The following is a 20,130-nucleotide window of genomic DNA, read 5'->3' on the forward strand; positions in this document are numbered from 1 at the left end:
CTCGGCCGGCGGGAAGCGGCCCAGCCAGGCCGGAAACGCCTCGCCATAGTCCTGCAAGGCGGCGCTGGCCGGCGGCGCCTCGCGGGCGAAGAGCGCGGCGGCGGCGCGGAACCACTCCTCGCCGACCATCGACAGCACGGTCGGGAAGTTCGCGGCCAGGGCGTCGACACAGCCCTTGGCGATGGTGTTGCGATAGACGGTCAGGCCGGCCAGCCCCGCGTCGGGGCCCAGCCAGGGCGACAGCCCCTCGGGCGCGCCGTCCAGCGCGGCGACGAAGGCGTCCTGGAAATCGAGCAGTTCAGACACCGACGGCCTCCAGCGCGGCCAGTTCGCTAGCGGCGCGGTCGCGCTCGGCCATCAGGACCTGGAAGACGGGAATGTCGTCGTCGCGCTCGATCAGGGTCGGGCGCGGGCCGACGCGGCGGATCAGCCGGCGGTACAGCGCCCAGACCGGCTCGGCCACCGGCGCGCCGTGGGTGTCGATCAGGAGGCCCGAACCGCCCTCGTCAAGGCCGTGGCCGGCCAGGTGGATCTCGCCGATCGCGTCGGCCGGCAGGGCGTCCAGATAGGCCTCGGCCGAATAGCCGAGATTGCGGGCGCTGACGAAGACGTTGTTGACGTCGACCAGCAGGCCGCAGCCGGTGGCCGCGACCAGGGCCTTCAGGAAATCGACCTCGTCCAGGTCGTGTCCCTTCAGCGGCAGGTACAGCGAGGGGTTCTCGATCAGCACGCGGCGCGCCAGCGCGTCCTGGGTCCGGCCGATATTGTCGGCGATGCGGACCAGGGCCGCGCGGGAGCGGGGAAAGGGCAGGAGGTCGGGTTGGTGCGCGCCGCGATGGGTCGACCAGGCCAGGTGCTCGGACACCACGAAGGGCTCGAAGCGGTCGACCAGGGCCTTCAGCGCCGCCAGGTGCTGGCGGTCGGGATCGGCGTCGGCGGCCAGGGACAGGCCCACGCCGTGCAGCGACAAGGGATGGCGGGCGCGAACGGCTTCCAGAGCCGCGAGACGCGGACCGCCGGCCGACATGTAGTTCTCGGGATGAACCTCGAACCAGAGCCCGGCCGCGTCGCACGCGACGGCGTCGTCGTAATGCTGGGACTTGAGGCCGAGGCCGGCGGTCGGGGTCATCTTCGAGACTCTCAACGTCCGACCTTCCCGGCGAACGCCGGGAAGATCGGAACCCTGGGATTTGAGATCAGGCCTTCGGCGTCAGCGAGCCCATGCCGTTCGGGGTCTTGATGGTGACGCAGGTCCCCTTGGCGACGTTCTTCCAGGCGTTGCCTTGGTAGTCGGCCTTCGAGGTGCCGGCGCAGCTGGTGCCGGCGCCCGCCTTGCAGTCGTTCTGGCCGGCCTTGGCCACGCCGTAGCACTTTTCCATCTCGGCCTTGCCGCCCTTGGCCTTCATGTCGTCGGCCGAGGCGATCGAGACGCCGGCCGACAGGGCGAAGACGGCGGCGAGGGCGGCGGTGGCGGTGGTGCGGGTCATTTGGGGTTCTCCTTCGAGGCGTTTCTCGCCGGAGCGGCGGTCCTCGCCGCCCGGTCGAGAGGGATTACGAAGCGACGCCGGCGAAGGTTACACGGGTCGGCGAACAAAATTTCGGGCGGGCCGCCGAGGCCGGTTCCGGCGATGCGCGACGCGGTGTAACCATTCGGCCTTCGCGCGCGAATAGGGGCAGGCGTGGATATCGAAACCCGGTTGAAGGCGCTGATGCTGCGCGGGCTGGACGGCGACGCCGCCGCCTACCGCGAGTGTCTGGCTGTCCTGGGCGTTCGGCTTCGCGCCTATTTCGCGCGACGGATGTCCGGCGCGCCCGGCGATGTGGAGGATCTTGTGCAGGAGACGCTGCTGGCGGTGCATCTCAAGCGGTCGACCTGGGACGCGTCCCAGTCGTTCACCGCCTGGGCTCATGCCGTGGCGCGCTACAAGCTGATCGACCACTGGCGCCGGCGAAAGGTGCGCCAGACCCTGCCGATCGAGGATCACATCGAATTCCTGGCCGCCGAAGAGCCGGAGCCCAGCGTCGGCCTGGAGCTGGATCGGGCCCTGGCCAGCCTGCCGGACCGGCAGCGGATCCTGGTCTCCGACGTCAAGCTGACGGGGCTGAGCCTGGCCGAGGCCGGGGCGCGGGCGGGCATTTCGGAAGGGGCGGCCAAGGTCGCCCTTCACCGGGCGCTGAAGGCCCTGGCCGAAAGGATGCGCCGTGCGGACTGACGACCTGATCGACGCCCTGGCCGCCGACGCCGGCCCCGCGCCGGGCCTGGCCCCGCGCCGACGCCTGGGCGTGACCCTGGTGGGCGGCGGCCTCGTGGCGCTGCTGATGGTGCTGACCTGGCTGCGGATGCGCCCCGACCTGAGCGAGGCCATGCGGGGCGGCATGTTCTGGACGAAGGCGGTCTATACCGGGCTGCTGGGCCTGGGCGGCTATCTGGCGATCGAGCGCCTGGGACGTCCGGCGGGCTCGGGCCGGCGCGGCTGGATGCTGGCCGGGGCGGCGCTGGGCCTCTTCATATTGGCGGGAACCATTCAGATGATGACGAGCCCCAGTATCCTGGTCGCGATGCACCTGATGCGCGGCCACTCCTGGCACGTGTGCAGCGTCAACATCCTGGCCCTGGGGATTCCGATGCTGGCGCTGGGCCTGTGGGCCGTGCGCGGCATGGCCCCGACCCGACCGGCGCAGGCGGGCTTCGCGATGGGTCTGTTCGCGGGCGGCGCGGCGGCGACCATCTATGGCCTGCATTGCCCCGAGAACACCTTCACCTTCGTGGCCCTGTGGTACAGCCTCGGGGTGCTGCTGGTGGCGGCGCTGGGCGCCTTGCTCGGCCGCTGGGCGCTGCGCTGGTAGGCGTCCCGATCGCCGCGCGGTCGCGCCATCTCCGGTGGATTGACAAACAGCCTTTCGGTCTTTGAAAGTCCGGCCGCCTCTCGCGAACAAGGCGCGACGGGTCGGTTTGTTTCGTTCGCACCCGGGGGGGGGCATTTGACCAGCAAGGAGACCGCCGTTTCGGCGGCCGTCTCGCCCTGGGGCGCATCGATCTGGTCCTCGGCCACCTTGCCCTGGCGCCTGGCCGAGGTCGGCGCCGCCGGCGCCCTGGCGGGGATCCTGATGGTGCTGGCCTGGTTCGGACTGCGACCCGATCTGGGCATGGCGGTCCAGCACGCGTCCTTCTGGATCAAGGCGATCTATCCGGTCTGCGTCGCGGTGTGCGGGCTGATCGGGGCCACGGCGCTGGCCAGGGGGAGAACGGGCGGAGGCGCGGCCGTGGCCGCCGCCGCCGCGCCCGCCTGCGCGATGTTGCTGGCCGCCGCCATCCAGGCCCTCGCGGCGCGCCGCCTGGGCCTTCTGGTGCAACCGTGGTCCGAAGGCGCGACCTGCCTGGGCGACATCCTGGTCATCGCCGCGCCGATGCTGACTTTGGTCCTAGCCGGTCTGCGAGACGTCGACCTGGAGCGGCCGGCGCTGACGGGCTTGGCCTGCGGCCTTTTCTGCGGCGGGATCGCCGGCGCGGTGGATATCCTGCACTGCGGACGAACCACCTTCGCCTTCGTCGGCCCTTGGTTCACCCTGGCCCTGCTGATCAACGGCGCCCTGGGGGCCGGCGCGGTCAGCCTGCTGGCGCGCCGCCGGCCGCTGGCCCCGGAATAGAGGCGCCCAGCCGGGCGATCAGATGGTCGCCGACGCGCATGGCGTTGGCCACCGTCGTCAGGGTGGGGTTCACCGCGTTCGACGACACGAAGAAGCTGGTGTCGACCACATAGAGATTGTCCAGCTCGTGGGCCTTGCAGTCGCGGTCCAGCACCGAGCTGGCCGGATCGGCGCCGAACCGCGTCGTGCCGCACTGGTGGGCCGTGCCGTAGAGCGGCAGCAGCGAGTCGACCTGGAAATGGTGCTGCGAGATCGGGTGGGCGTGGTCGACGAAGCCGTCCAGCGACTGGCGCAGGATCTTCACCAGCCGGTCGTGCCCCTCGAGGTTCGAGAAGGTGTAGTCCAGCGAGATCTTGCCGTTTCCATCGACCCGCACCCGGTTGTCGGGCGAGGGCAGATCCTCGGAAATGACCAGCATCGACAGCATCCGCTCGGCCGCCGCGCCCGCCAGCGGGTCGGGCACCAGGGCCGGCGGCAGCCAGTCCTCGACCTGACCCTCCAGCGTCTGGCCGGACATGTATTCCAGCAGCTGGATATGGCCCATCGGCAGGTCGTAGCCGCCCTTGGGGTCGCCGTAATAGAAGTCGTTGACGGCCAGGGTCTTGGGGAAGGTCACCGACTGCCGCGCCGCGGTGACGCTGACCATGGCCGACGAGTTGTGGAACATGTAGTTGCGGCCGACCTGGTCCGAGCGGTTGGCCAGGCCGTTCGGATGGGCGGCGTTGGCCGAGGCCAGCAGGATCACGGCGGTGTTGGCCGCGCCGGCCGCCAGCACCACGATGTCGCCGCGCCAGCGCTCCTCGCCGTGCTCGGTCTGGCAGACCACGTCGGTGACGCTCTTGCCCGGCCCGTCGGTCTCCAGGCGCAGCACCTTGCGGCCGGGCAGCAGGGTGACGTTGGGCATGTCCAGCAGCGGCTCGACGGCCAGGGTGCGGGCGTCGGACTTGGCGCGCAGCAGGCACGGATAGCCGCCGCAGGTCTTGCACTTGATGCAGGTCGAGGTCACGGGCCGGGCCTGATCCAGCTTGACCCCCAGCGGCAGCGAGAACGGCCGCCAGCCTTGGGTCTCCCAATGGCCCTTCAGCGCCGCCACCCCGGCGTCGTGCTGGACGGCGGGATAGAAATAGGGCGGCTCGTCGCCGTTCTCGGTCGGGTCCTCGCCGCGCGTGCCGTGCACCTGCCACAGGCGCTCGGCCTCGGTGTAGTAGGGGGCCAGGTCCGTCAGACTGATCGGCCAGGCCGGCGAGATCCCGCCCGCGTGCCGCACCTCGGTGAAGTCCCGCGCGCGCATCCGCATCAGGGCCGCGCCGTAGAAGCTGGTGTTGCCACCGACCCAATAGTGGGTGTTGGGCGTGAACGGATGGCCGTGCTTGTCGAACCAGCGGTCCTGGGTGCGATAGCGGCGCTGGATGAAGACCGCCTTGGGGCTCCAGTTTTCGGCTTCGCGCGGCAGGTGGTCGCCGCGCTCCAGGATCAGGATCGACTTGCCGGTTGGGGCCAGCCTTTGGGCCAGGGTCGCCCCGCCCGCGCCGGAGCCGATGATCACGATGTCGAAGTGATTGGCCATGTCGTCGGCTCCGTCTAGAGCATTTTCCGATAAGTGTGGAACGGTTATCGGATCGAAAAATGCTCTAAGCTTTTGAAAGAGAGCCCTTTTTATCCGATCTGATTGGGTCAATCAGATCGGAAAGGGCTCTCGTCGGCGGCGAGGTGATATTTGGCCGAGCCGCGCATCAGAAGGGCGCGGACCAGGCCTTCGGGGATCAGCCGCATCAGGGTCACGGCCAGGGCGTTCCACCAGCCGGGAATGACCACGACGCGGCCGGCGTCATTGGCCTTCAGCCCGGCCTCGGCCACCTGGGCCGCGGTCTGGAAAAGCCGCCGCGGCGCCTCGGCCATCACCTTGTCGGTGCCGTTGGCGTGGGCGAACTCGGTCAGGGTGAAGCCGGGGCAGACGGCGGTGACCTTGACGCCGGCGGCGCGGTATTCGGCGTCCAGGGCCTGGGACAGCTTGACCATCAGGCTCTTGGCGCCGGGATAGAGGGTGTGGCCCGCCACGCCGGGGGCGAAGGCCGCTAGCGAGGCGATGTTGATGATCCGTCCCTGGCCGCGCGCGGCCATGCCGGGGATCACCGCATGGGCCAGGCCGCAGGCGTTGACCACCAGCGTCAGCAGGAAGTCGCGCTGCTTGCTCCACGGAACGTCGGTGAAGCTCTGGGCGATCGAGAAGCCGGCGTTGTTGACCAGGATGTCGACATGGCGGCCCCGCGCGGCGATGGCGGCCAGCAGCCCCTCGTGGGCGTCGAGAACCGCCAGGTCGGCGGGAACCGCGAACGCCTGGACGCCATGGCGGGCGGCAAGCTCGGCGGCCAGGGCCTCCAGCCGGTCGACGCGGCGGGCGCTCAGGGCCAGATCGCAGCCTCGCGCCGCCAGGGCGCGGGCGAAGGCCTCGCCGATGCCGGAGGAGGCGCCGGTGACCAGGGCCAGCGGACGGACGAAACCGGAAGCTTCAGAAGGCTCAGTCATCGTCCCCCGCGCGCGCCGCGACGCGGTGACTATAGCCATCGGCCCCGAACGCAAAAGGCCCCCCGGAGCGATCCGAGGGGCCTTTCGTAAGTTTGCCTTACGCGCCTATTCGGCGGCGGCCTTGGCCGCGCCGGCGCCGAACTTGGCGTTCAGCTCGCCGGCGGCGTAGCGCTTGGCCATGGTCGCCATCGACAGCGGCTTGATCTTGTCGGCCCAGCCGGCCGAGCCGAACTCGGTGAAGCGGGCCGCGCAGACCTTGCGCATGGCTTCCTTGGCGGGCTTGAGATAGGCGCGCGGGTCGAACTCGGCGGGCTTTTCCATCAGCACCTTGCGGATCGCGCCGGTGATGGCCAGGCGATTGTCGGTGTCGACATTGACCTTGCGCACGCCGTGCTTGATGCCGCGCTGGATTTCCTCGACCGGCACGCCCCAGGTCTGGGGCATGTCGCCGCCGTACTGGTTGATGATGTCCTGCAGCTCCTGCGGCACCGACGAGCTGCCGTGCATGACCAGGTGGGTGTTGGGCAGGCGCTGGTGGATTTCCTCGATCACGTTCATGGCCAGGACGTCGCCGTCCGGCTTGCGCGTGAACTTGTAGGCGCCGTGGCTGGTGCCCATGGCGATGGCCAGGGCGTCGACGCCGGTGGCCTGCACGAACTCGACGGCCTGGTCCGGATCGGTCAGCAGTTCGTCGTGGCTGAGCTTGCCCTCGAAGCCGTGGCCGTCCTCGGCCTCGCCCATGCCGGTTTCCAGCGAGCCCAGCACGCCCAGCTCGCCCTCGACCGAAACGCCGCAGCTGTGGGCCATCTGGACCACCTTGCGGGTGACCTCGACATTGTACTCGTAGGTCGCCGGGGTTTTGGCGTCCTCCATCAGCGAGCCGTCCATCATCACCGAGGTGAAGCCGTACTGGATCGCCGTGGCGCAGGTCGCCGGACCGTTGCCGTGGTCCTGGTGCATACAGACCGGGATGTTCGGATAGAGCTCGACCAGGGCGTCGATCAGGCGAGCCAGGACGACGTCGTTGGCGTAGCTGCGCGCGCCGCGCGAGGCCTGGATGATGACCGGCGAATTGACGGCCTCGGCCGCCTCCATGATCGCCAGACCCTGTTCCATGTTGTTGATGTTGAAGGCGGGCAGCGCGTAGTCATGCTCGGCGGCATGATCCAGCAACTGTCGCAGCGTAATGCGAGCCACGTCGTTTCTCCTGCAAGCGTGAAGTAAGGTTTGGTCGTTTCTTGTTGTTGGGGCCGTGACGCTTTTGCGTTCTCTGCCCGGGGTCATTCAGTATGGCACGTGCTGAACGCGAATCTGCACGATCCGAGCCAGCCGAAGTCATAATCTTATTGTTCCAGCGCCGCGACGCCGGGAAGGACCTTGCCTTCCATCCATTCCAGGAACGCGCCGCCGGCGGTCGAGACGAAGGTCATGTCTGCCGCGACGCCGGCGTGGTTCAGCGCCGCCACCGTGTCGCCGCCGCCGGCCACGGCGACCAGCTTACCCGATTTGGCGCGTTCCGAGACATGTTCCGCCGCGGAAACGGTGGCCTTGTCGAAAGGCGGGACCTCGAAGACGCCCAGCGGACCGTTCCAGATCAGGGTCTCGCATTGGTCGATCGTGGCGTTCAGCGTGGCGACGGTCTCGGGACCGGCGTCGAGGATGCGGTCCTCGGGCTGCACCTCGTAGACGTTGCGAACGCTGGACGCGACGCCCGGCTTGACCTCCTGGGCCACGACGACGTCGGTCGGCAGCAGCAGCTTGCAGCCGGCGCTGCCGGCCAGGTCGATGATCTGGCGGGCGGTCTCGGCCATGTCGGGCTCGCACAGCGAAGCGCCGACGTCGATCTTGGCCGCGTACAGGAAGGTGTTGGCCATGCCGCCGCCGATGGCCAGGTAGTCCAGCTTGGCCACCAGGTTGCGCAGCAAATCAAGCTTGGTCGAGACCTTGGAGCCGCCGACGATGCCGATCACCGGCTTCTTCGGCTTGCCCAGCGCCGCGTCCAGGGCTTCCAGCTCGCGTTGCATCGACAGGCCCGGATAGGCCGGCAGCAGGTGGGCCAGGCCTTCGGTCGAGGCGTGGGCGCGGTGGGCGGCGCTGAAGGCGTCGTTGACATAGACGTCGCCATTGGCGGCCAGGGCCTTGGCGAACTCCGGATCGTTCTTCTCTTCGCCGGCGTGGAAGCGGACGTTCTCCAGCAGGGCGACGCCACCGTCGGCGAGGCCGTTGACCACTTCGGCGGCGGCCGGGCCGACGCAGTCGCTGGCGAAGGCGACCGGCTGCTCCAGCAGCTTGGACAGCGGCTCGGCGACGAAGGCCAGGCTCATTTCCGGCACGACCTTGCCCTTGGGGCGGTCGAAGTGGGCCAGCAGCACCACCTTGGCGCCCTGCTTGGAGAGATAGGCGATGGTCGGCAGCGCCGCGCGCAGGCGGGTGTCGTCGGCGACCTTCCCGCCATCGACGGGCACGTTGAAGTCCACCCGGACCAGGGCGCGCTTGCCGGCGAGATCGGCGGTGTCGAGGGTGCGGAAGGTCATGGCCGAATCCTTGAGGTACTGTGAATGACCGTCACGCGCCCATCACATACCAAGTCGCGCCAGCATTGGGGCTACCCGGTCCGTGGGTTTCAACGATCTCGGTGAAATAGACCCGCGCGTTTTTCGGTCGTTGCTCGACGGGGATGTCGAAGATCGGTTCAGTGCGCAGTAGATCGAGCGCCACGAGCTCAGCCTCGTCTGTCGACGAGGCTTCCACCCATCGCGTCGCATAGAAGCCAACAGGATGGCTTTTGCCGATCAGAGCGCCCGGAAAGTTCTCGCCTTCGATAAAGCATTTGAACCAAGGCATCCGGGGCTCCGATCGTTAGGTCCTCGAAATGCCTTAGAGGAACTTCGCCATCTCAAGAGCGGTGTCGCTCATACGCGTCGCGAAGCCCCACTCGTTGTCGTACCAGCTGAGCACGCGGGCCAGCTTGCCTTCGATGACCTGGGTCTGCGGCAGGGCGGCGGTCGAGCTGGCGGCGATGTGGTTCAGGTCCGACGAGACCAGCGGATCGGTCGTCGTGGCCAGGACCCCCTTCATCGGACCGTCGGCGGCGGCCTGCAGGGCGGCGTTGATCTCAGCGACGGTGGTGTCGCGCGCGGCGACCACCTTCAGGTCGACGACCGAGACGTTCGGGGTCGGCACGCGGATCGACGAGCCGTCCAGCTTGCCCTTCAGTTCCGGCAAGACCAGGCCCAGGGCCTTGGCGGCGCCGGTCGAGGTCGGGATCATGCTGAGGGCCGCGGCGCGGGCGCGGTAGAGATCCTTGTGCATGGTGTCCAGCGTCGGCTGGTCGCCGGTGTAGCTGTGGATCGTGGTCATGTAACCGCGCTCGATGCCGAACAGGTCGTGCAGGACCTTGGCGACCGGGGCCAGGGCGTTGGTGGTGCACGAACCGTTCGAGACGACGATGTCGTCGGCGGTCAGGGTCTCGTGGTTGACCTTGTAGACGATGGTCTTGTCGGCGCCGTCGGCGGGGGCGCTGACCAGCACGCGCTTGGCGCCGGCCTTCAGGTGGGCGCTGGCCTTGTCCTTGGCGGTGAAGATGCCGGTGCACTCGAAGGCGATGTCGACGCCGAGGTCCTTGTGCGGCAGCTCTTCCGGGTTGCGGATGGCCGTGACCTTGATCTTGCCCATGCCGACGTCGATCCAGTCCTCGCCCGAGGTGACGACGCCGGGGAAGCGGCCGTGGACGCTGTCGTAGCGCAGCAGGTGGGCGTTGGTCTCGACCGGGCCCAGGTCGTTGATCGCGACGACCTCGATGTCGCGGCGGCCATGCTCGGCGATGGAGCGCAGGACCAGACGTCCGATGCGGCCGAAGCCGTTGATGGCGACGCGAAGAGCCATGGGTCTTTCTCCTGTTGCGGCCGCCGGATCGGGTTCGTCCGGCGTTTCCTATTTGCGTGCGCGTTTTGCGGGGGATAGGCGCGAAGTCAAGAGGCGAGAAACCGGGACCTGTCCGATGAATGCTGCTATGGGGTCGGGTCGCCCCAATCTCGCCCCGACGACTGGCTTAGACCGGCTCGATCTATATGTTGCGTTATATGATGGAAATCCGCCGATGATCCCGGCCGATGGTACGGCTCTCGACCTGGCCGTGCGCCGACTGGAGCGCGCCATGGGTCTTTTGGAACTGCGCCTGGCGGCCAAGGCCGCCGAGGCCCAGCGCCTGGCCGCGCTGGCGGCCGCCAAGCCGGCGACGTCCGACGAGCCGGGCCTGTTCGACAGCGAGGAGCGCGCGCGGCTGATCGCCGACCTGGAAGCCGCCCGCGAGCGCGAGAAGGCGCTGGAGGAAGCCGGCGAGCAGGCCTCTGTGGCCCTGGGCCGCGCCATCGCCGAGATCCGCGCCGCCCTGGGCGAGGAGGGCGTGGCCAATGACGACCACGCGCACGACGAGGACGAGGTGGTCTCGCCCGACCCGGATGAGGACCAGGACCTGTTCGACGACCCCAAGTCGCCGGCGCCGAAGGCCGACGGCCGAGGGGAGGGCTGATCGATGGCGCAGGTGACCATCCAGGTGAACGGCCGCCCCTACACCGTCGGCTGCGAGGACGGCCAGGAGCCGCACCTGACCGAACTGGCCCGTCTGTTCGACCGCCAGGTGCGTCAGGTCAGCCAGGACGTCGGCCAGCTGGGCGAGACCCGCCTCTTCCTGATGGGCGCCCTGCTGCTGGCCGACGAGCTGTCGGACATGAAGCTGCGCCTGGCTCACGCCAACGCCGAGATCGCCCGCCTGAACCAGGAAGGCACGAAGGCCGAGATCGCCGCCATCCGCGCGCTGGACGCGGCGTCCGAGCGGATCGAGAAGCTGGCGGGGGAGTAGAGGCGCTCTTGCGCTTCGAAATCGCGTTAAAATTTATTGTTTTTTATATTAAACCCAGGGTATATTAGATTGACATCGGCTCGGTGAGGGGTATATTAAATCCCTTACTTATGGACCTCGGCGTTCAGCGAACGTCGAGAGACTTATTTCGAAGGGCCGTCCACATTGGGCGGCTCTTTTGCCGTCTGGCCTGGAGATTGGCATGGCGGCGTGTGCGGTTTTTCTCGATGCTGGCTATATCGAGAAGGTGCTTCAGCGTGAACATCCGGGAATTCGGATAGACTACGCCAAGCTCGCCACGAAAATGGCGGGCGATGAACCATTGTTGCGCGCTTACTATTATAACTGCTTGCCTTATCAGAGCAATCCGCCGTCGGAAGAAGAAAAGGCGGTTTATGACCGTAAAAAGAAATTTATAGATGCTTTGAAATATTTGCCTCGATTTGAGGTGCGTCTTGGCCAACTGGTCAAAGCGGGCATTGGCGCCAATAATCAGCCGATCTTCCAACAAAAACGCGTTGATCTCATGTTGGGCGTCGACATGGCGCTTCTGGCGGCCAAAGGAAAGGTGACGTCCATAGCTATTTTCACGGGTGATAGTGACGTCATCCCCGCCGTTGAGGTCGTGAAGCAGGAAGGTGTCGTGGTTCACCTATGGCACGGCGCGATGGGCGCGGGCGCGCAAAACGCGCCCAGCCGGGATCTGCATCAGATGTGTGACGAGCGATCTGCTGTCGCAACCATCATCAACGATATCGCTAGAGACGCGCCTTAGAGCCATTTAGCTTTAGATGGAGCCATCTAAAGCGCTAGACGCGGCCGCCGCCTCAAGCGCGATGTTCATATGCGGCTTTGGCGGGCGGCTCCGCGTCGCCACGCCCCCTGGCGTTCCCGTTCGCGAACCCCTATCTTGCGTGGCGGCGGGTCGTGCTGCGGCTCTCGTCGAAGATTTCTAATCCCAGGGACCTTAATCGACTCTCTTGGGAGCTGTTCCCTCCCGTGGCCGTGGCCGCGGGAATACGGCGCCCACCTGGCTACCAGGTTCGAGTGGATTGAAACGTCTTCACGGTTCTTCGCGGCGCCGCCACCCTTTCTCCCCGAACGCGCTATAGACGGACGATGACCCTCGCCGATCCCAGCGCCGCCAAGACCGCCCTGCGCGTCTTCCTGCGCGCCCAGCGCAAGCAACTGGCCCTGCGATATCCCGACGCCGACCAGCGGATCGCCGAGATCGGCCGGGACGTTCTGGCGCGCCTCTATCCGAACCCCGAGGGCAAGGTCGCGGCGCTCTATCAGGGCCTTGGCTCGGAGATCTCGCCGCTGATCCTGGCTGATCGCCTGCGCGAGACCGGCTGGACCCTGGCCCTGCCGGCGGTCGAGGACGCCGAGGCCGCGCATATGGTGTTCCGCGCCTGGGACCCCGCCAAGCCCCTGGTCCAGGACGTCATCGGGATGCGCGCGCCGGGGCCGGAGCAGCCGACCCTGGAGCCGGACCTGGTGATCGCGCCGCTGCTGGCCTTTCAGCGCGACGGCGCGCGGTTGGGGCAGGGCGGCGGCTATTACGACCGGGCGCTGGAAGCCTTGCGGGCCAAGAAGCGCGTCTTCGTCCTGGGCCTCGCCTATAGCGGCCAGCAGGTGGAAAATTTGCCGCACGAGGCGCACGATCAAAGGCTGGACGCCATCCTCACGGAAAAAGAGTATATCGCCGTCAATGACATGAGCCGCTGACGGCTCGACCTAAGGACTTTCGATGCGTTTCGCCTTCTTCGGCGATGTCGTCGGCAAGTCGGGCCGTGACGGCCTGGCCGACCATCTGCCCGATCTTCGCCGCCGGCTCTCCCTGGAGTTCGTGATCATCAACGCCGAGAACGCCGCCGCCGGCTTCGGCATCACCGAGAACACCGCGCGCGAGCTGTTTGAGGCCGGGGCCGACTGCCTGACGCTGGGCAATCACAGCTGGGACCAGCGCGAGGCCCTGACCTACATCGTCCGCGAGCCGCGCCTGATCCGGCCGGCCAACTATCCGATCCTGTCCGACGCCCCGGGGCGCGGCAGCCACCTGTTCCAGACCGACTCGGGCAAGACGATCTTCGTCGTCAACCTGCTGGGCCGGGTGCACATGGACGCCATGGACGACCCCTTCGCCGCCGTCGACCGCGAGCTGGACAAGGCCCCGCTGGGCCAGGTGGCCGACGCGGTGATCGTCGACATGCACTGCGAGGCGACGTCCGAGAAGATGGCCATGGGCCACTATTGCGACGGCCGCGCCTCGCTGGTGGTGGGCACCCACACCCACGTCCCGACCGCCGACTGCCAGGTCCTGCCGGGCGGCACGGCCTACCAGACCGACGCCGGCGCCTGCGCCGACTATGACAGCGTGATCGGCAACCAGAAGGAAGAGCCGCTGCGGCGCTTCACCACCAAGATCAGCGGCGGACGCTACCAGCCGGCCTCGGGCCCGGCGACCGTGTGCGGCGTGTTCGTCGAGACCGACGACCGCACGGGCCTGGCCACGCGGGTCGAGCCGATCCGCGTGGGGGGGCGGCTGAAGGAGACGATCCCAGCGATGTAGATCCTCTCCCGTGGGAGAGGGATTTAAAGTTGCGGCTGTCACGATAAGCGGTTTCAGATGCGGCTCCCCTTCCAAAGGAGCCTCCCCATGACCGACGCGATCTACACCGCCCACGCCCACGCCGTGGGCGGCCGCAACGGAACGGCCAAGTCCGACGACGGCCATCTGGACGTGAAGCTGGCCTTTCCCAAATCGATGGGCGGCGACGGCAATGGGACCAATCCCGAGCAGCTGTTCGCGGCCGGCTACAGCGCCTGCTTCCTCGGCGCGCTGGGCCTCGTCGCCCGCAACCAGGGCGTCAAGCTGGGCGAGCACAGCCTCGACGCCGAGGTCGACCTGATCAAGGACGAGACCAGCTTCCACGTCGGCGTGCGCCTGAAGCTGAACGCGCCTGATCTGGACCGCGAGACGGCCGAGAAGCTGCTCCACGCCGCGCACGAGGTCTGCCCCTATTCGAAGGCCACGCGCGGCAACGTCCAGGTCGATCTGGAAGTCGCCTAAGGGCCTTTGAGGCCAGCTTTCGGCCGGGCGGGGTGACAAGGCCCCGCCTCAGGGGCTAAAAGCCCCGCCTCCAATCGTATCAGAAGCAGAGCCTCCGAATGGCCGGCCACTCGAAATTCAAGAACATCATGCACCGCAAGGGCCGCGCCGACGCCGCGCGCTCGAAGCTGTTCTCCAAGCTGTCGCGGGAAATCACCGTGGCGGCCAAGACCGGCCTGCCCGACCCGGCCATGAACCCGCGCCTGCGCCTGGCGGTGAACAACGCCAAGGCCGAGAGCCTGCCCAAGGACGTCATCGAGCGCGCCATCAAGAAGTCGCAGATGGGCGACGCGGCCGACTATTCGGAAATCCGTTATGAAGGCGTCGCCGCCGGCGGGGTCGGCATCGTGGTCGAGGTCCTGACCGACAACAAGAACCGCGCCGCCGCCAACGTCCGCTCGTACTTCACCAAGATGGGCGGCAACATGGGCGCCACCGGCTCGGTGACGTTCAACTTCGACCGCGTCGGCCAGATCAGCTATCCGGCCAAGGTCGCGTCGGAAGACGACATGATGGAAGCCGCGATCGAGGCGGGCGCGGACGACGTCACCTCGGACATGGAAGACGAGGGCGAAGGCCACACCATCTACACCGCCTTCGAGAGCCTCAACGAGGTGGCCGCCGCGCTGGAAGCCAAGTTCGGCCCGGCGTCGAACACCAAGATCGCCTGGCGCCCGAAGATGCAGGTTCCGGTCACCGGCGACAGCGTCGCCACCCTGATGAAGCTGCTCGACATGCTGGACGAGGACGACGACGTCCAGGCCGTGTACTCGAACGAAGACATCAGCGAAGAAGACCTGGCCAAGCTGGGCTGATCGGGGAGGCGCGGCCGGCGCCTTCCGCCTTCTCGCTGTAACGCGGTGCGGCTAGACTGCCGGCCATGGCGCTTCGCGTTCACATCGATACCGACTGCGGCGTGGACGACGCCCTGGCCCTGGCCCTGATGGCGCGGTCGCCGGAGGCCGTGGAGGTGGTGTCGGTCTCGGCGGTGTTCGGCAACACCTATGTCGACCAGGCCGCCGCCAACGCTCGGGGCGTGCTGCGGCTGGCGGGCTGCGGGGCCGAGGTCTATATCGGCGCGGGCTCGGGCCTGGCGCGGCGGCCGGTGCAGCGGATGCGGCCGGCCCACGGCGTCGACGGGCTGAACGGCGCGGGCTTCTCGCAGCGCTGGAAGCTGCCGGAATTGGAGCGGGGCCATTCGGCCAACGCCCTGGCCTTCGCCGCGCGGCGACAGGTGGTGGGCCTGTTCCTGGGACCGCTGACCAACCTGGCCAAGGGTCTGCTGGAGGATCCCGCCGCCTTCCGCCACTGGCGGCCCACCGTGATGGCCGGGGCGTTCGAGGTTCCGGGCAAGGCGGCCGGCGGCGCCGACTTCAACACCTGGAGCGACCCCGACGCCCTGCAGCGCGCGCTCGAGTCCGGCGTCATGCCGCGCCTGACGCCGCTGGACGTCACCAGCCAGGTGTTGATCACCGCCGAGGACCTGGCGCGAGGCGCGGCCCGGTGCGGCTCGCCCCTGTCCCAGCGCCTGACCAAGGCGGCGGGGCCGTACATCGCCTTTCACCAGCAGGTCTGGGGCGGCGAGGGTTGCCGGCCCCACGACGCGGTGGCCGCGGCCAGCCTGATCGCGCCCCAGCTCTTCACCTTCGAGCCCGCGCGTCTGCGGGTGATCGTCGATGGCGAGCGCCAGGGGCGGATCGAGCGGATCGAGGGTCCCCCCAACGCCGAGGTCTGCGCGGGCCTTGACGCGGAGGCCGTCAAGCGTTTGATCCTCGGCGGCCTGTTCGGGCGCGACGCGCTCGAGGCGGCTTGACGGGCGGGCCTGGTCCCGCGACCCTGCGTTGAGCGCGAAAATGGGGCGCGGCCATCGCCGCGATAGCGGCGGCCGGACAAGGTTCGCGGGTCAAGTTCGGGGGCGAAGAGGCGAATGGAGATGCCGAGCGTGTTCGAAGCCTGCCGCGCCTTTCTATGGCCGGCGGACGAGAGCCGGCGCGTCCGTCGAAGCGTGACCCTGATCCTCTGCGCGATCGTGTCTCCGTTGCTGGCGGGCCTGGCGGCCGACGCCTTCTCGCCGAGCGGCGTGGCGGTGCTGTGGTTCGCGCCGCCGATCTTCCTGATCGCCCTCTGGGGCGGGCTGGCGCCGGCCGCGCTGACGATCCTCGTGTCGCTGATGGCGTTCGACTATTGGATCCTGCCGCCGCGCCATTCGCTGATCCTGACCCAGGCGTCGGACCTGTGGATGGCCGCCGGCCTGGCGCCTTGCGCGGCCCTGGCCAGCATCCTCGGCTTTCGCCTGCGCGCGCAGTGGCGGACCATTCGTCGGCAGGAGCGCCGGAGCGACGCCCTGCGCCTGCTGTCGCACGCCGTCGTCGCCCAGGGACCGGTCGAGGGGGTCTACGCCGCCGCCGCCGACGCTCTGTCTCGCGCCTACGAGGCGCCGGCCTGGGCAACGCGGTCGGGGCGGAGAGCCTCTACGACTTCTGGCCGCTGAGCACGCCCAACCTGTCGGCCGTGCTGGGCGTCGAGCGCCAGGCGGGCGGCTCGGAGGACGGCCTGCGCGACGGCGTGGTCGAACTGGTCGCCGGCTATCTGCTGGCCGGCGCCCGGCAGCGGCCGTTCTACGTGGTGCGTTAGCCGGGAGGGTTACGCTCGAATTGCATCGCGTCGTCATGCGGCCGATGCCAGGGCGGCGCGCTGGCCATCCACATGTCGGCTTGAACCTTGAAGTCGGCCGCATCATCAAGCCCGCCGACCTTGATCGCCACCATGTCGCGGTTCTCGTCGGGGCGCGAGAAGACGTGCACCCCGCAGGTCCCGCAGAAATAGCTGCCGCCGCTGGTTTCGCGCGCCTTGAACACCCGGGGCTCGCCGCGCGTCACCCTCAGGGCGTTCGCCGGAAACACCATGGTCAGGTTTGGCGAACCGCCCGCCACGTACTGGCAGTCCCTGCAGTGGCACGCGATGTGAAACATCGGCGGGCTCGAAAGCTCATAGCGGATATCGCCGCAGCGACAGCCGCCGGTTCGCGTGGTCATGCGAGCTTTCCTTCCCCGTTGGATTGCCGTCGGCCAGCGCGCGGACGGGACCTCAGTGCGGCAGGCCCCACTGGGCGGCGCGTTCGCGGACCAGATCGCGCATGAACTGATCCAGCTCCGCCAGGCGGCGATCCATCTCGGAGACCGGCACGCCGTTCCAGATGGCGTGGTCATAGGCCGAGCGCGCCTCGCGCAGGCTGTCGCCCGCCTGGTAGCGCTCGGTGATGTAGAGGGTTTCGAGCAGCTTGGCGGGGCGGTCGATCTTCTCGTGCTTCATCGACCAGTACCCGACCATGTACTCGGTCAGGATCCCTTCGTCCGACGTACCGGCCATCGGCGTCTCCTCTGTCGTTGACGCCAAGATGGGGAGGCCGCGGCGGCGCGCAACGACCTTTGAGTGGAAATGCACGGTGTCGCGCGCCCTGCCTTGGCGGCGCCCACGCGGGGGCGCCATAGGGCCCTATTTGCCGCCCGCGTAGTCCTTGATCAGCGCGTACAGGAAGTCCCGTCCGTCATAGAGCGACTTGACCCGGATGCGTTCGTTCAGGCCGTGGATGCCGTCGCCGTCCGAGCCGCCGAACAGGCCCGAGACGCCATAGGTCGGGATGCCGGCCGCGTTGGTGTGCACGCCGTCGGTGGCGCCGGTCAGCAGGATCGGCACGATCGGAACGCCGGGCCACAGCTTGGCGGCCTCCTTCTGGATCGGACCCATGATCATCGGCGTCAGGGGCGGCGGCGGCGAGGCCGGCTTGGCCTCGTGGGCCAGGGTGACGGCGACGGCCGGGTCGGCGGCCAGCTCGACCAGCTTGGCGCGGACCGACTCGATCGGCTCGCCCGGCAGGATGCGGCAGTTGACGTTGGCCTCGGCGCGCTGGGGCAGGGCGTTCGGGGCATGGCCGGCCTTGACCATCGTGGCGACGCAGGTGGTGCGCAGCACCGAGTTCCACATCGGGTCGGCGGTGACGGTCTTCAGCGCCGCCGGATCGTTGATGTCGGCGATCAGCGCCTTCATCGCCGCCGCCTGCGCGGCGGGCACGCGGGCCTGCATCTGGGTGAAGTAGCCCCGCGTGGCGTCGTTGAAGCGGGGCGGGAAGGCGTAGGCGCCGATCCGGGTCAGCGCCGCCGACAGCTGATAGATGGCGTTGGTCGGCGTGGGGCGGCTGGAGTGACCGCCGGGATTGGTCACGGTCAGGGTGAAGTCCTGATAGACCTTCTCGCCGGCCTGGACCTCCAGCACGACCGGCCTGTCATGCTCATCCAGCAGGCCGTTGGCGCCTTCGTTCAGGGCGAACTCGGCGTCGACCAGGGGGCGGTGGTTCTTCACCAGGTCCTCGATGCCGTTATAGGCCTCGCTCTCCTCGCCGCAGGTCAGGGCCATCTTGATGTCGCGCCGGGGCTTGAACCCCTCTTTCTTCAGGCGAACCAGGCTGTCGACCCAGATGGCCGCCTGGGCCTTGTCGTCCGAGGTCCCGCGCCCGAAGAAATAGCCATTTTCCTCGACCAGCTTGAACGGATCGCGGGTCCAGTCGGCGCGGTTGGCCTCGACGACGTCGATATGGGCCAGCAGCAGCATGGGCTTGGACTTGGGGTCGGTCCCCTTGAGCACCGCCGTCAGGCTGCCTTCCTTGGGATGGCCGTCGGCGACCACGACCTTGACGTCCTCGGCCCCATAGCCCGCCGCCCTGAGGCGCGCGCCCATCGCCTCGGCCGCCGCGGTGCAGGAGCCCGCCGACAGGGTGGTGTTGGTCTCGACCAGCTCCTTGTAGAGGTCGCGGAAGGCCAGCTGATCGGGGCGGACGGTCTTGGGCGGTTCGGCGACTTGCGCGCTGGCCGCCAGCGGCGTCATCTGCGCCAGGGCCGCGAGCGCGCCCGCCATCATCCCCATCGATCGCTTCATCCGGACTCTCCCCATGACCTTGCACGCGAGGAGAGCCCGCCCGCGCGCGGCGCGCAAGGGCCGCCGTTAACCCCTCGTTAGCAAAGGACTGGCTTTTCGTGGGGCCGAGAAAAGGCGAGAGTGCGAGAACACATGATGAACGCGAATCGCACGCCTATCCGCATTTTGGGGCTCGATCCGGGCTTGCGCCGCACCGGCTGGGGCGTGCTGACGGTCGAGGGCTCGCGCATGAGCCACGTCGCCCACGGGGTGATCGTTCCCGATGAGAAGGCCGACTTCGCCCAGCGCCTGCTGCATCTGTTCGAAGGCATCGGCGCGGTGATCGCCGAGCACCGGCCGGACGAGGCGGCGGTCGAGGAGGTGTTCCTCAACACAAACGCCCAGTCGACGCTGAAGCTGGGTCACGCCCGCGCCGCCGCCCTGATCGCCCCGGCCCAGGCCGGTCTGGCGGTGGCCGAATATTCCACCCGCCTGGTCAAGAAGGCGGTGGTCGGCACCGGAGCGGCCGACAAGGCCCAGATCGGCTTCATGATCGCCCGCCTGCTGCCGACGGCCGGCAAGACCACGGCCGACTGCGCCGACGCCCTGGCCGTCGCCATCACCCACGCCAACCTGCGTGTCGCCCATCGGAGGGTCGCATGATTGGTCGCCTGCGCGGGGCCGTCGCCGAGGTCGGCGAGGAAGAGGCCCTGATCGACGTCATGGGCGTCGGCTATGTCGTCCGCTGCGGCCACCGCACGCTGCAGCGCCTGCCGGCCCTGGGCGAGGAGACCCTTCTGCACGTCGAGAGCCAGTGGAGCGAAAGCGCCGGCCTGCGGCTCTATGGCTTTCTGACGCGGGAGGACCGTCGCGCCTTCGTGCTGCTGCAGGCGATCCAAGGCGTCGGGCCCAAGGCCGCCATGGCGGTGCTGGACGTGCTGTCCCCGGCCGAACTGGCCTCGGCGGTGGCGCGCGAGGACAAGGCCGCCGTCGGCCGCGCCAATGGCGTGGGGCCGAAGCTGGCTTTGCGCATCGTCACCGAGCTGAAGGACAAGCCGATCACCGACGGGCC

At 68.3% G+C, this 20,130-nt stretch carries 27 protein-coding genes and 1 other RNA gene; 16 read left to right on the forward strand and 12 right to left on the reverse strand.

Annotated elements, in window-relative coordinates:
- The 3 genes from FCU40_RS18085 to FCU40_RS18095 all read right to left on the reverse strand — a co-directional run.
- Positions 1 to 306: DNA-binding domain-containing protein (locus FCU40_RS18085; protein ID WP_168076814.1), on the reverse strand; the 306-nt coding region annotated here is incomplete at its 3' end.
- Positions 299 to 1,129, reverse strand: a complete 831-nt coding sequence (locus FCU40_RS18090; RefSeq protein WP_168076816.1) for a DUF692 domain-containing protein — start codon at positions 1,127 to 1,129, stop codon at positions 299 to 301. The genes FCU40_RS18085 and FCU40_RS18090, both read right to left, overlap by 8 nt.
- Positions 1,130 to 1,196: 67 nt before the next feature.
- Positions 1,197 to 1,487: a DUF2282 domain-containing protein gene (locus tag FCU40_RS18095; protein WP_004616304.1), complete on the reverse strand. Its 291-nt coding sequence runs from the start codon at positions 1,485 to 1,487 to the stop codon at positions 1,197 to 1,199.
- Positions 1,488 to 1,709: 222 nt separating this feature from the next.
- Between FCU40_RS18095 and FCU40_RS18100 the strand changes: the two genes are divergently transcribed.
- The 3 genes from FCU40_RS18100 (at position 1,710) to FCU40_RS18110 (ending at position 3,648) form a co-directional block, all read left to right on the forward strand.
- The gene (locus FCU40_RS18100; protein WP_035016972.1) at positions 1,710 to 2,213 is read left to right on the forward strand and encodes a sigma-70 family RNA polymerase sigma factor; all 504 of its coding nucleotides are present in this window, start codon (positions 1,710 to 1,712) and stop codon (positions 2,211 to 2,213) included.
- Positions 2,203 to 2,847: an anti-sigma-F factor NrsF gene (gene nrsF, locus FCU40_RS18105; protein WP_168076820.1), complete on the forward strand. Its 645-nt coding sequence runs from the start codon at positions 2,203 to 2,205 to the stop codon at positions 2,845 to 2,847. Before FCU40_RS18100 ends, nrsF begins: the two co-directional genes overlap by 11 nt.
- Before the next feature lie 135 nt (positions 2,848 to 2,982).
- Positions 2,983 to 3,648, forward strand: a complete 666-nt coding sequence (locus FCU40_RS18110; RefSeq protein WP_168076822.1) for an NrsF family protein — start codon at positions 2,983 to 2,985, stop codon at positions 3,646 to 3,648.
- Here the strand turns inward: FCU40_RS18110 and FCU40_RS18115 are convergent.
- The 6 genes from FCU40_RS18115 to gap form a co-directional block, all read right to left on the reverse strand.
- The gene (locus tag FCU40_RS18115; protein ID WP_168076824.1) at positions 3,608 to 5,215 is read right to left on the reverse strand and encodes a GMC family oxidoreductase; all 1,608 of its coding nucleotides are present in this window, start codon (positions 5,213 to 5,215) and stop codon (positions 3,608 to 3,610) included. The genes FCU40_RS18110 and FCU40_RS18115 overlap by 41 nt on opposite strands.
- 107 nt (positions 5,216 to 5,322) lie before the next feature.
- A complete protein-coding gene (locus tag FCU40_RS18120) occupies positions 5,323 to 6,174 on the reverse strand; it encodes an SDR family NAD(P)-dependent oxidoreductase (protein ID WP_168076826.1) in 852 nt (283 codons plus the stop codon).
- Between the two features lie 105 nt (positions 6,175 to 6,279).
- Entirely contained in the window at positions 6,280 to 7,371 is a 1,092-nt protein-coding gene (gene fba / locus FCU40_RS18125; RefSeq protein ID WP_004616291.1) for a class II fructose-bisphosphate aldolase, read from the reverse strand.
- Positions 7,372 to 7,517: 146 nt separating this feature from the next.
- A complete protein-coding gene (locus tag FCU40_RS18130) occupies positions 7,518 to 8,708 on the reverse strand; it encodes a phosphoglycerate kinase (protein ID WP_168076828.1) in 1,191 nt (396 codons plus the stop codon).
- A gap of 31 nt (positions 8,709 to 8,739) precedes the next feature.
- Positions 8,740 to 9,018 (reverse strand): hypothetical protein, encoded by a 279-nt coding sequence (locus FCU40_RS18135; protein WP_168076830.1) that lies wholly within the window; start codon positions 9,016 to 9,018, stop codon positions 8,740 to 8,742.
- Between the two features lie 33 nt (positions 9,019 to 9,051).
- Positions 9,052 to 10,059 (reverse strand): type I glyceraldehyde-3-phosphate dehydrogenase, encoded by a 1,008-nt coding sequence (gene gap, locus FCU40_RS18140; protein ID WP_004616284.1) that lies wholly within the window; start codon positions 10,057 to 10,059, stop codon positions 9,052 to 9,054.
- A gap of 214 nt (positions 10,060 to 10,273) precedes the next feature.
- Between gap and FCU40_RS18145 the strand changes: the two genes are divergently transcribed.
- From FCU40_RS18145 to FCU40_RS23550, 11 genes are all read left to right on the forward strand, one after another.
- Complete coding sequence (locus FCU40_RS18145; RefSeq protein ID WP_168076832.1) at positions 10,274 to 10,705, forward strand: hypothetical protein; 432 nt, start codon at positions 10,274 to 10,276, stop codon at positions 10,703 to 10,705.
- Positions 10,706 to 10,708: 3 nt separating this feature from the next.
- Positions 10,709 to 11,035, forward strand: a complete 327-nt coding sequence (locus tag FCU40_RS18150; protein WP_004616280.1) for a cell division protein ZapA — start codon at positions 10,709 to 10,711, stop codon at positions 11,033 to 11,035.
- A 178-nt stretch (positions 11,036 to 11,213) separates the two neighbouring features.
- The gene (locus FCU40_RS18155; RefSeq protein ID WP_131368808.1) at positions 11,214 to 11,810 is read left to right on the forward strand and encodes an NYN domain-containing protein; all 597 of its coding nucleotides are present in this window, start codon (positions 11,214 to 11,216) and stop codon (positions 11,808 to 11,810) included.
- 149 nt (positions 11,811 to 11,959) lie between these two features.
- Positions 11,960 to 12,121, forward strand: a non-coding RNA gene (gene ssrS / locus FCU40_RS18160) — 6S RNA.
- A gap of 33 nt (positions 12,122 to 12,154) precedes the next feature.
- Entirely contained in the window at positions 12,155 to 12,763 is a 609-nt protein-coding gene (locus FCU40_RS18165; RefSeq protein WP_168076834.1) for a 5-formyltetrahydrofolate cyclo-ligase, read from the forward strand.
- A gap of 22 nt (positions 12,764 to 12,785) precedes the next feature.
- A complete protein-coding gene (locus tag FCU40_RS18170; RefSeq protein ID WP_168076836.1) occupies positions 12,786 to 13,607 on the forward strand; it encodes a YmdB family metallophosphoesterase in 822 nt (273 codons plus the stop codon).
- A gap of 87 nt (positions 13,608 to 13,694) precedes the next feature.
- The gene (locus FCU40_RS18175; protein WP_004616272.1) at positions 13,695 to 14,108 is read left to right on the forward strand and encodes an organic hydroperoxide resistance protein; all 414 of its coding nucleotides are present in this window, start codon (positions 13,695 to 13,697) and stop codon (positions 14,106 to 14,108) included.
- 98 nt (positions 14,109 to 14,206) lie between these two features.
- On the forward strand, positions 14,207 to 14,962 hold the full coding sequence (locus FCU40_RS18180) for a YebC/PmpR family DNA-binding transcriptional regulator (RefSeq protein ID WP_004616269.1): 756 nt from the start codon (positions 14,207 to 14,209) through the stop codon (positions 14,960 to 14,962).
- Positions 14,963 to 15,027: 65 nt separating this feature from the next.
- Positions 15,028 to 15,960: a nucleoside hydrolase gene (locus tag FCU40_RS18185; RefSeq protein WP_168076838.1), complete on the forward strand. Its 933-nt coding sequence runs from the start codon at positions 15,028 to 15,030 to the stop codon at positions 15,958 to 15,960.
- A 114-nt stretch (positions 15,961 to 16,074) separates the two neighbouring features.
- Entirely contained in the window at positions 16,075 to 16,638 is a 564-nt protein-coding gene (locus tag FCU40_RS18190; protein ID WP_168076840.1) for a DUF4118 domain-containing protein, read from the forward strand.
- 20 nt (positions 16,639 to 16,658) lie between these two features.
- On the forward strand, positions 16,659 to 16,781 hold the full coding sequence (locus FCU40_RS23550; RefSeq protein ID WP_275052060.1) for a hypothetical protein: 123 nt from the start codon (positions 16,659 to 16,661) through the stop codon (positions 16,779 to 16,781).
- On the opposite strand, the gene FCU40_RS18195 is transcribed toward FCU40_RS23550, so the two are convergent.
- The 3 genes from FCU40_RS18195 to FCU40_RS18205 form a co-directional block, all read right to left on the reverse strand.
- Positions 16,778 to 17,182: a GFA family protein gene (locus tag FCU40_RS18195; RefSeq protein WP_168076842.1), complete on the reverse strand. Its 405-nt coding sequence runs from the start codon at positions 17,180 to 17,182 to the stop codon at positions 16,778 to 16,780. The two genes, FCU40_RS23550 and FCU40_RS18195, sit on opposite strands and share 4 nt — an antisense overlap.
- A 52-nt stretch (positions 17,183 to 17,234) precedes the next feature.
- The gene (locus tag FCU40_RS18200) at positions 17,235 to 17,516 is read right to left on the reverse strand and encodes a hypothetical protein (RefSeq protein ID WP_168076844.1); all 282 of its coding nucleotides are present in this window, start codon (positions 17,514 to 17,516) and stop codon (positions 17,235 to 17,237) included.
- Positions 17,517 to 17,642: 126 nt separating this feature from the next.
- Positions 17,643 to 19,079, reverse strand: a complete 1,437-nt coding sequence (locus FCU40_RS18205; protein ID WP_168076846.1) for a M20/M25/M40 family metallo-hydrolase — start codon at positions 19,077 to 19,079, stop codon at positions 17,643 to 17,645.
- Between the two features lie 120 nt (positions 19,080 to 19,199).
- Here FCU40_RS18205 and ruvC point away from each other — a divergent pair, with 120 nt between their 5' ends.
- Both ruvC and ruvA read left to right on the forward strand, forming a co-directional pair.
- Entirely contained in the window at positions 19,200 to 19,721 is a 522-nt protein-coding gene (gene ruvC / locus FCU40_RS18210; protein ID WP_175582092.1) for a crossover junction endodeoxyribonuclease RuvC, read from the forward strand.
- Positions 19,718 to 20,130: Holliday junction branch migration protein RuvA (gene ruvA / locus FCU40_RS18215; RefSeq protein WP_168076848.1), on the forward strand; the 413-nt coding region annotated here is incomplete at its 3' end. The genes ruvC and ruvA, both read left to right, overlap by 4 nt.

Source organism: Caulobacter sp. SSI4214 (genome assembly GCF_012184455.1).
Classification (GTDB): domain Bacteria; phylum Pseudomonadota; class Alphaproteobacteria; order Caulobacterales; family Caulobacteraceae; genus Caulobacter; species Caulobacter vibrioides_E.

Coding starts and splice junctions, on each gene's coding strand:
- FCU40_RS18205 (WP_168076846.1), bottom strand. CDS start 19,079: ATGAAGCGATCGATGGGGATGATGGCGGGCGCGCTCGCGGCCCTGGCG.
- FCU40_RS18145 (WP_168076832.1), top strand. CDS start 10,274: ATGATCCCGGCCGATGGTACGGCTCTCGACCTGGCCGTGCGCCGACTG.
- FCU40_RS18175 (WP_004616272.1), top strand. CDS start 13,695: ATGACCGACGCGATCTACACCGCCCACGCCCACGCCGTGGGCGGCCGC.
- FCU40_RS18195 (WP_168076842.1), bottom strand. CDS start 17,182: ATGACCACGCGAACCGGCGGCTGTCGCTGCGGCGATATCCGCTATGAG.
- FCU40_RS18150 (WP_004616280.1), top strand. CDS start 10,709: ATGGCGCAGGTGACCATCCAGGTGAACGGCCGCCCCTACACCGTCGGC.
- FCU40_RS18185 (WP_168076838.1), top strand. CDS start 15,028: ATGGCGCTTCGCGTTCACATCGATACCGACTGCGGCGTGGACGACGCC.
- FCU40_RS18130 (WP_168076828.1), bottom strand. CDS start 8,708: ATGACCTTCCGCACCCTCGACACCGCCGATCTCGCCGGCAAGCGCGCC.
- FCU40_RS18200 (WP_168076844.1), bottom strand. CDS start 17,516: ATGGCCGGTACGTCGGACGAAGGGATCCTGACCGAGTACATGGTCGGG.
- FCU40_RS18100 (WP_035016972.1), top strand. CDS start 1,710: ATGCTGCGCGGGCTGGACGGCGACGCCGCCGCCTACCGCGAGTGTCTG.
- FCU40_RS18190 (WP_168076840.1), top strand. CDS start 16,075: ATGGAGATGCCGAGCGTGTTCGAAGCCTGCCGCGCCTTTCTATGGCCG.
- FCU40_RS18135 (WP_168076830.1), bottom strand. CDS start 9,018: ATGCCTTGGTTCAAATGCTTTATCGAAGGCGAGAACTTTCCGGGCGCT.
- FCU40_RS18095 (WP_004616304.1), bottom strand. CDS start 1,487: ATGACCCGCACCACCGCCACCGCCGCCCTCGCCGCCGTCTTCGCCCTG.
- gap (WP_004616284.1), bottom strand. CDS start 10,059: ATGGCTCTTCGCGTCGCCATCAACGGCTTCGGCCGCATCGGACGTCTG.
- FCU40_RS18090 (WP_168076816.1), bottom strand. CDS start 1,129: ATGACCCCGACCGCCGGCCTCGGCCTCAAGTCCCAGCATTACGACGAC.
- FCU40_RS18170 (WP_168076836.1), top strand. CDS start 12,786: ATGCGTTTCGCCTTCTTCGGCGATGTCGTCGGCAAGTCGGGCCGTGAC.
- FCU40_RS18120 (WP_168076826.1), bottom strand. CDS start 6,174: ATGACTGAGCCTTCTGAAGCTTCCGGTTTCGTCCGTCCGCTGGCCCTG.
- FCU40_RS18180 (WP_004616269.1), top strand. CDS start 14,207: ATGGCCGGCCACTCGAAATTCAAGAACATCATGCACCGCAAGGGCCGC.
- FCU40_RS18165 (WP_168076834.1), top strand. CDS start 12,155: ATGACCCTCGCCGATCCCAGCGCCGCCAAGACCGCCCTGCGCGTCTTC.
- FCU40_RS18115 (WP_168076824.1), bottom strand. CDS start 5,215: ATGGCCAATCACTTCGACATCGTGATCATCGGCTCCGGCGCGGGCGGG.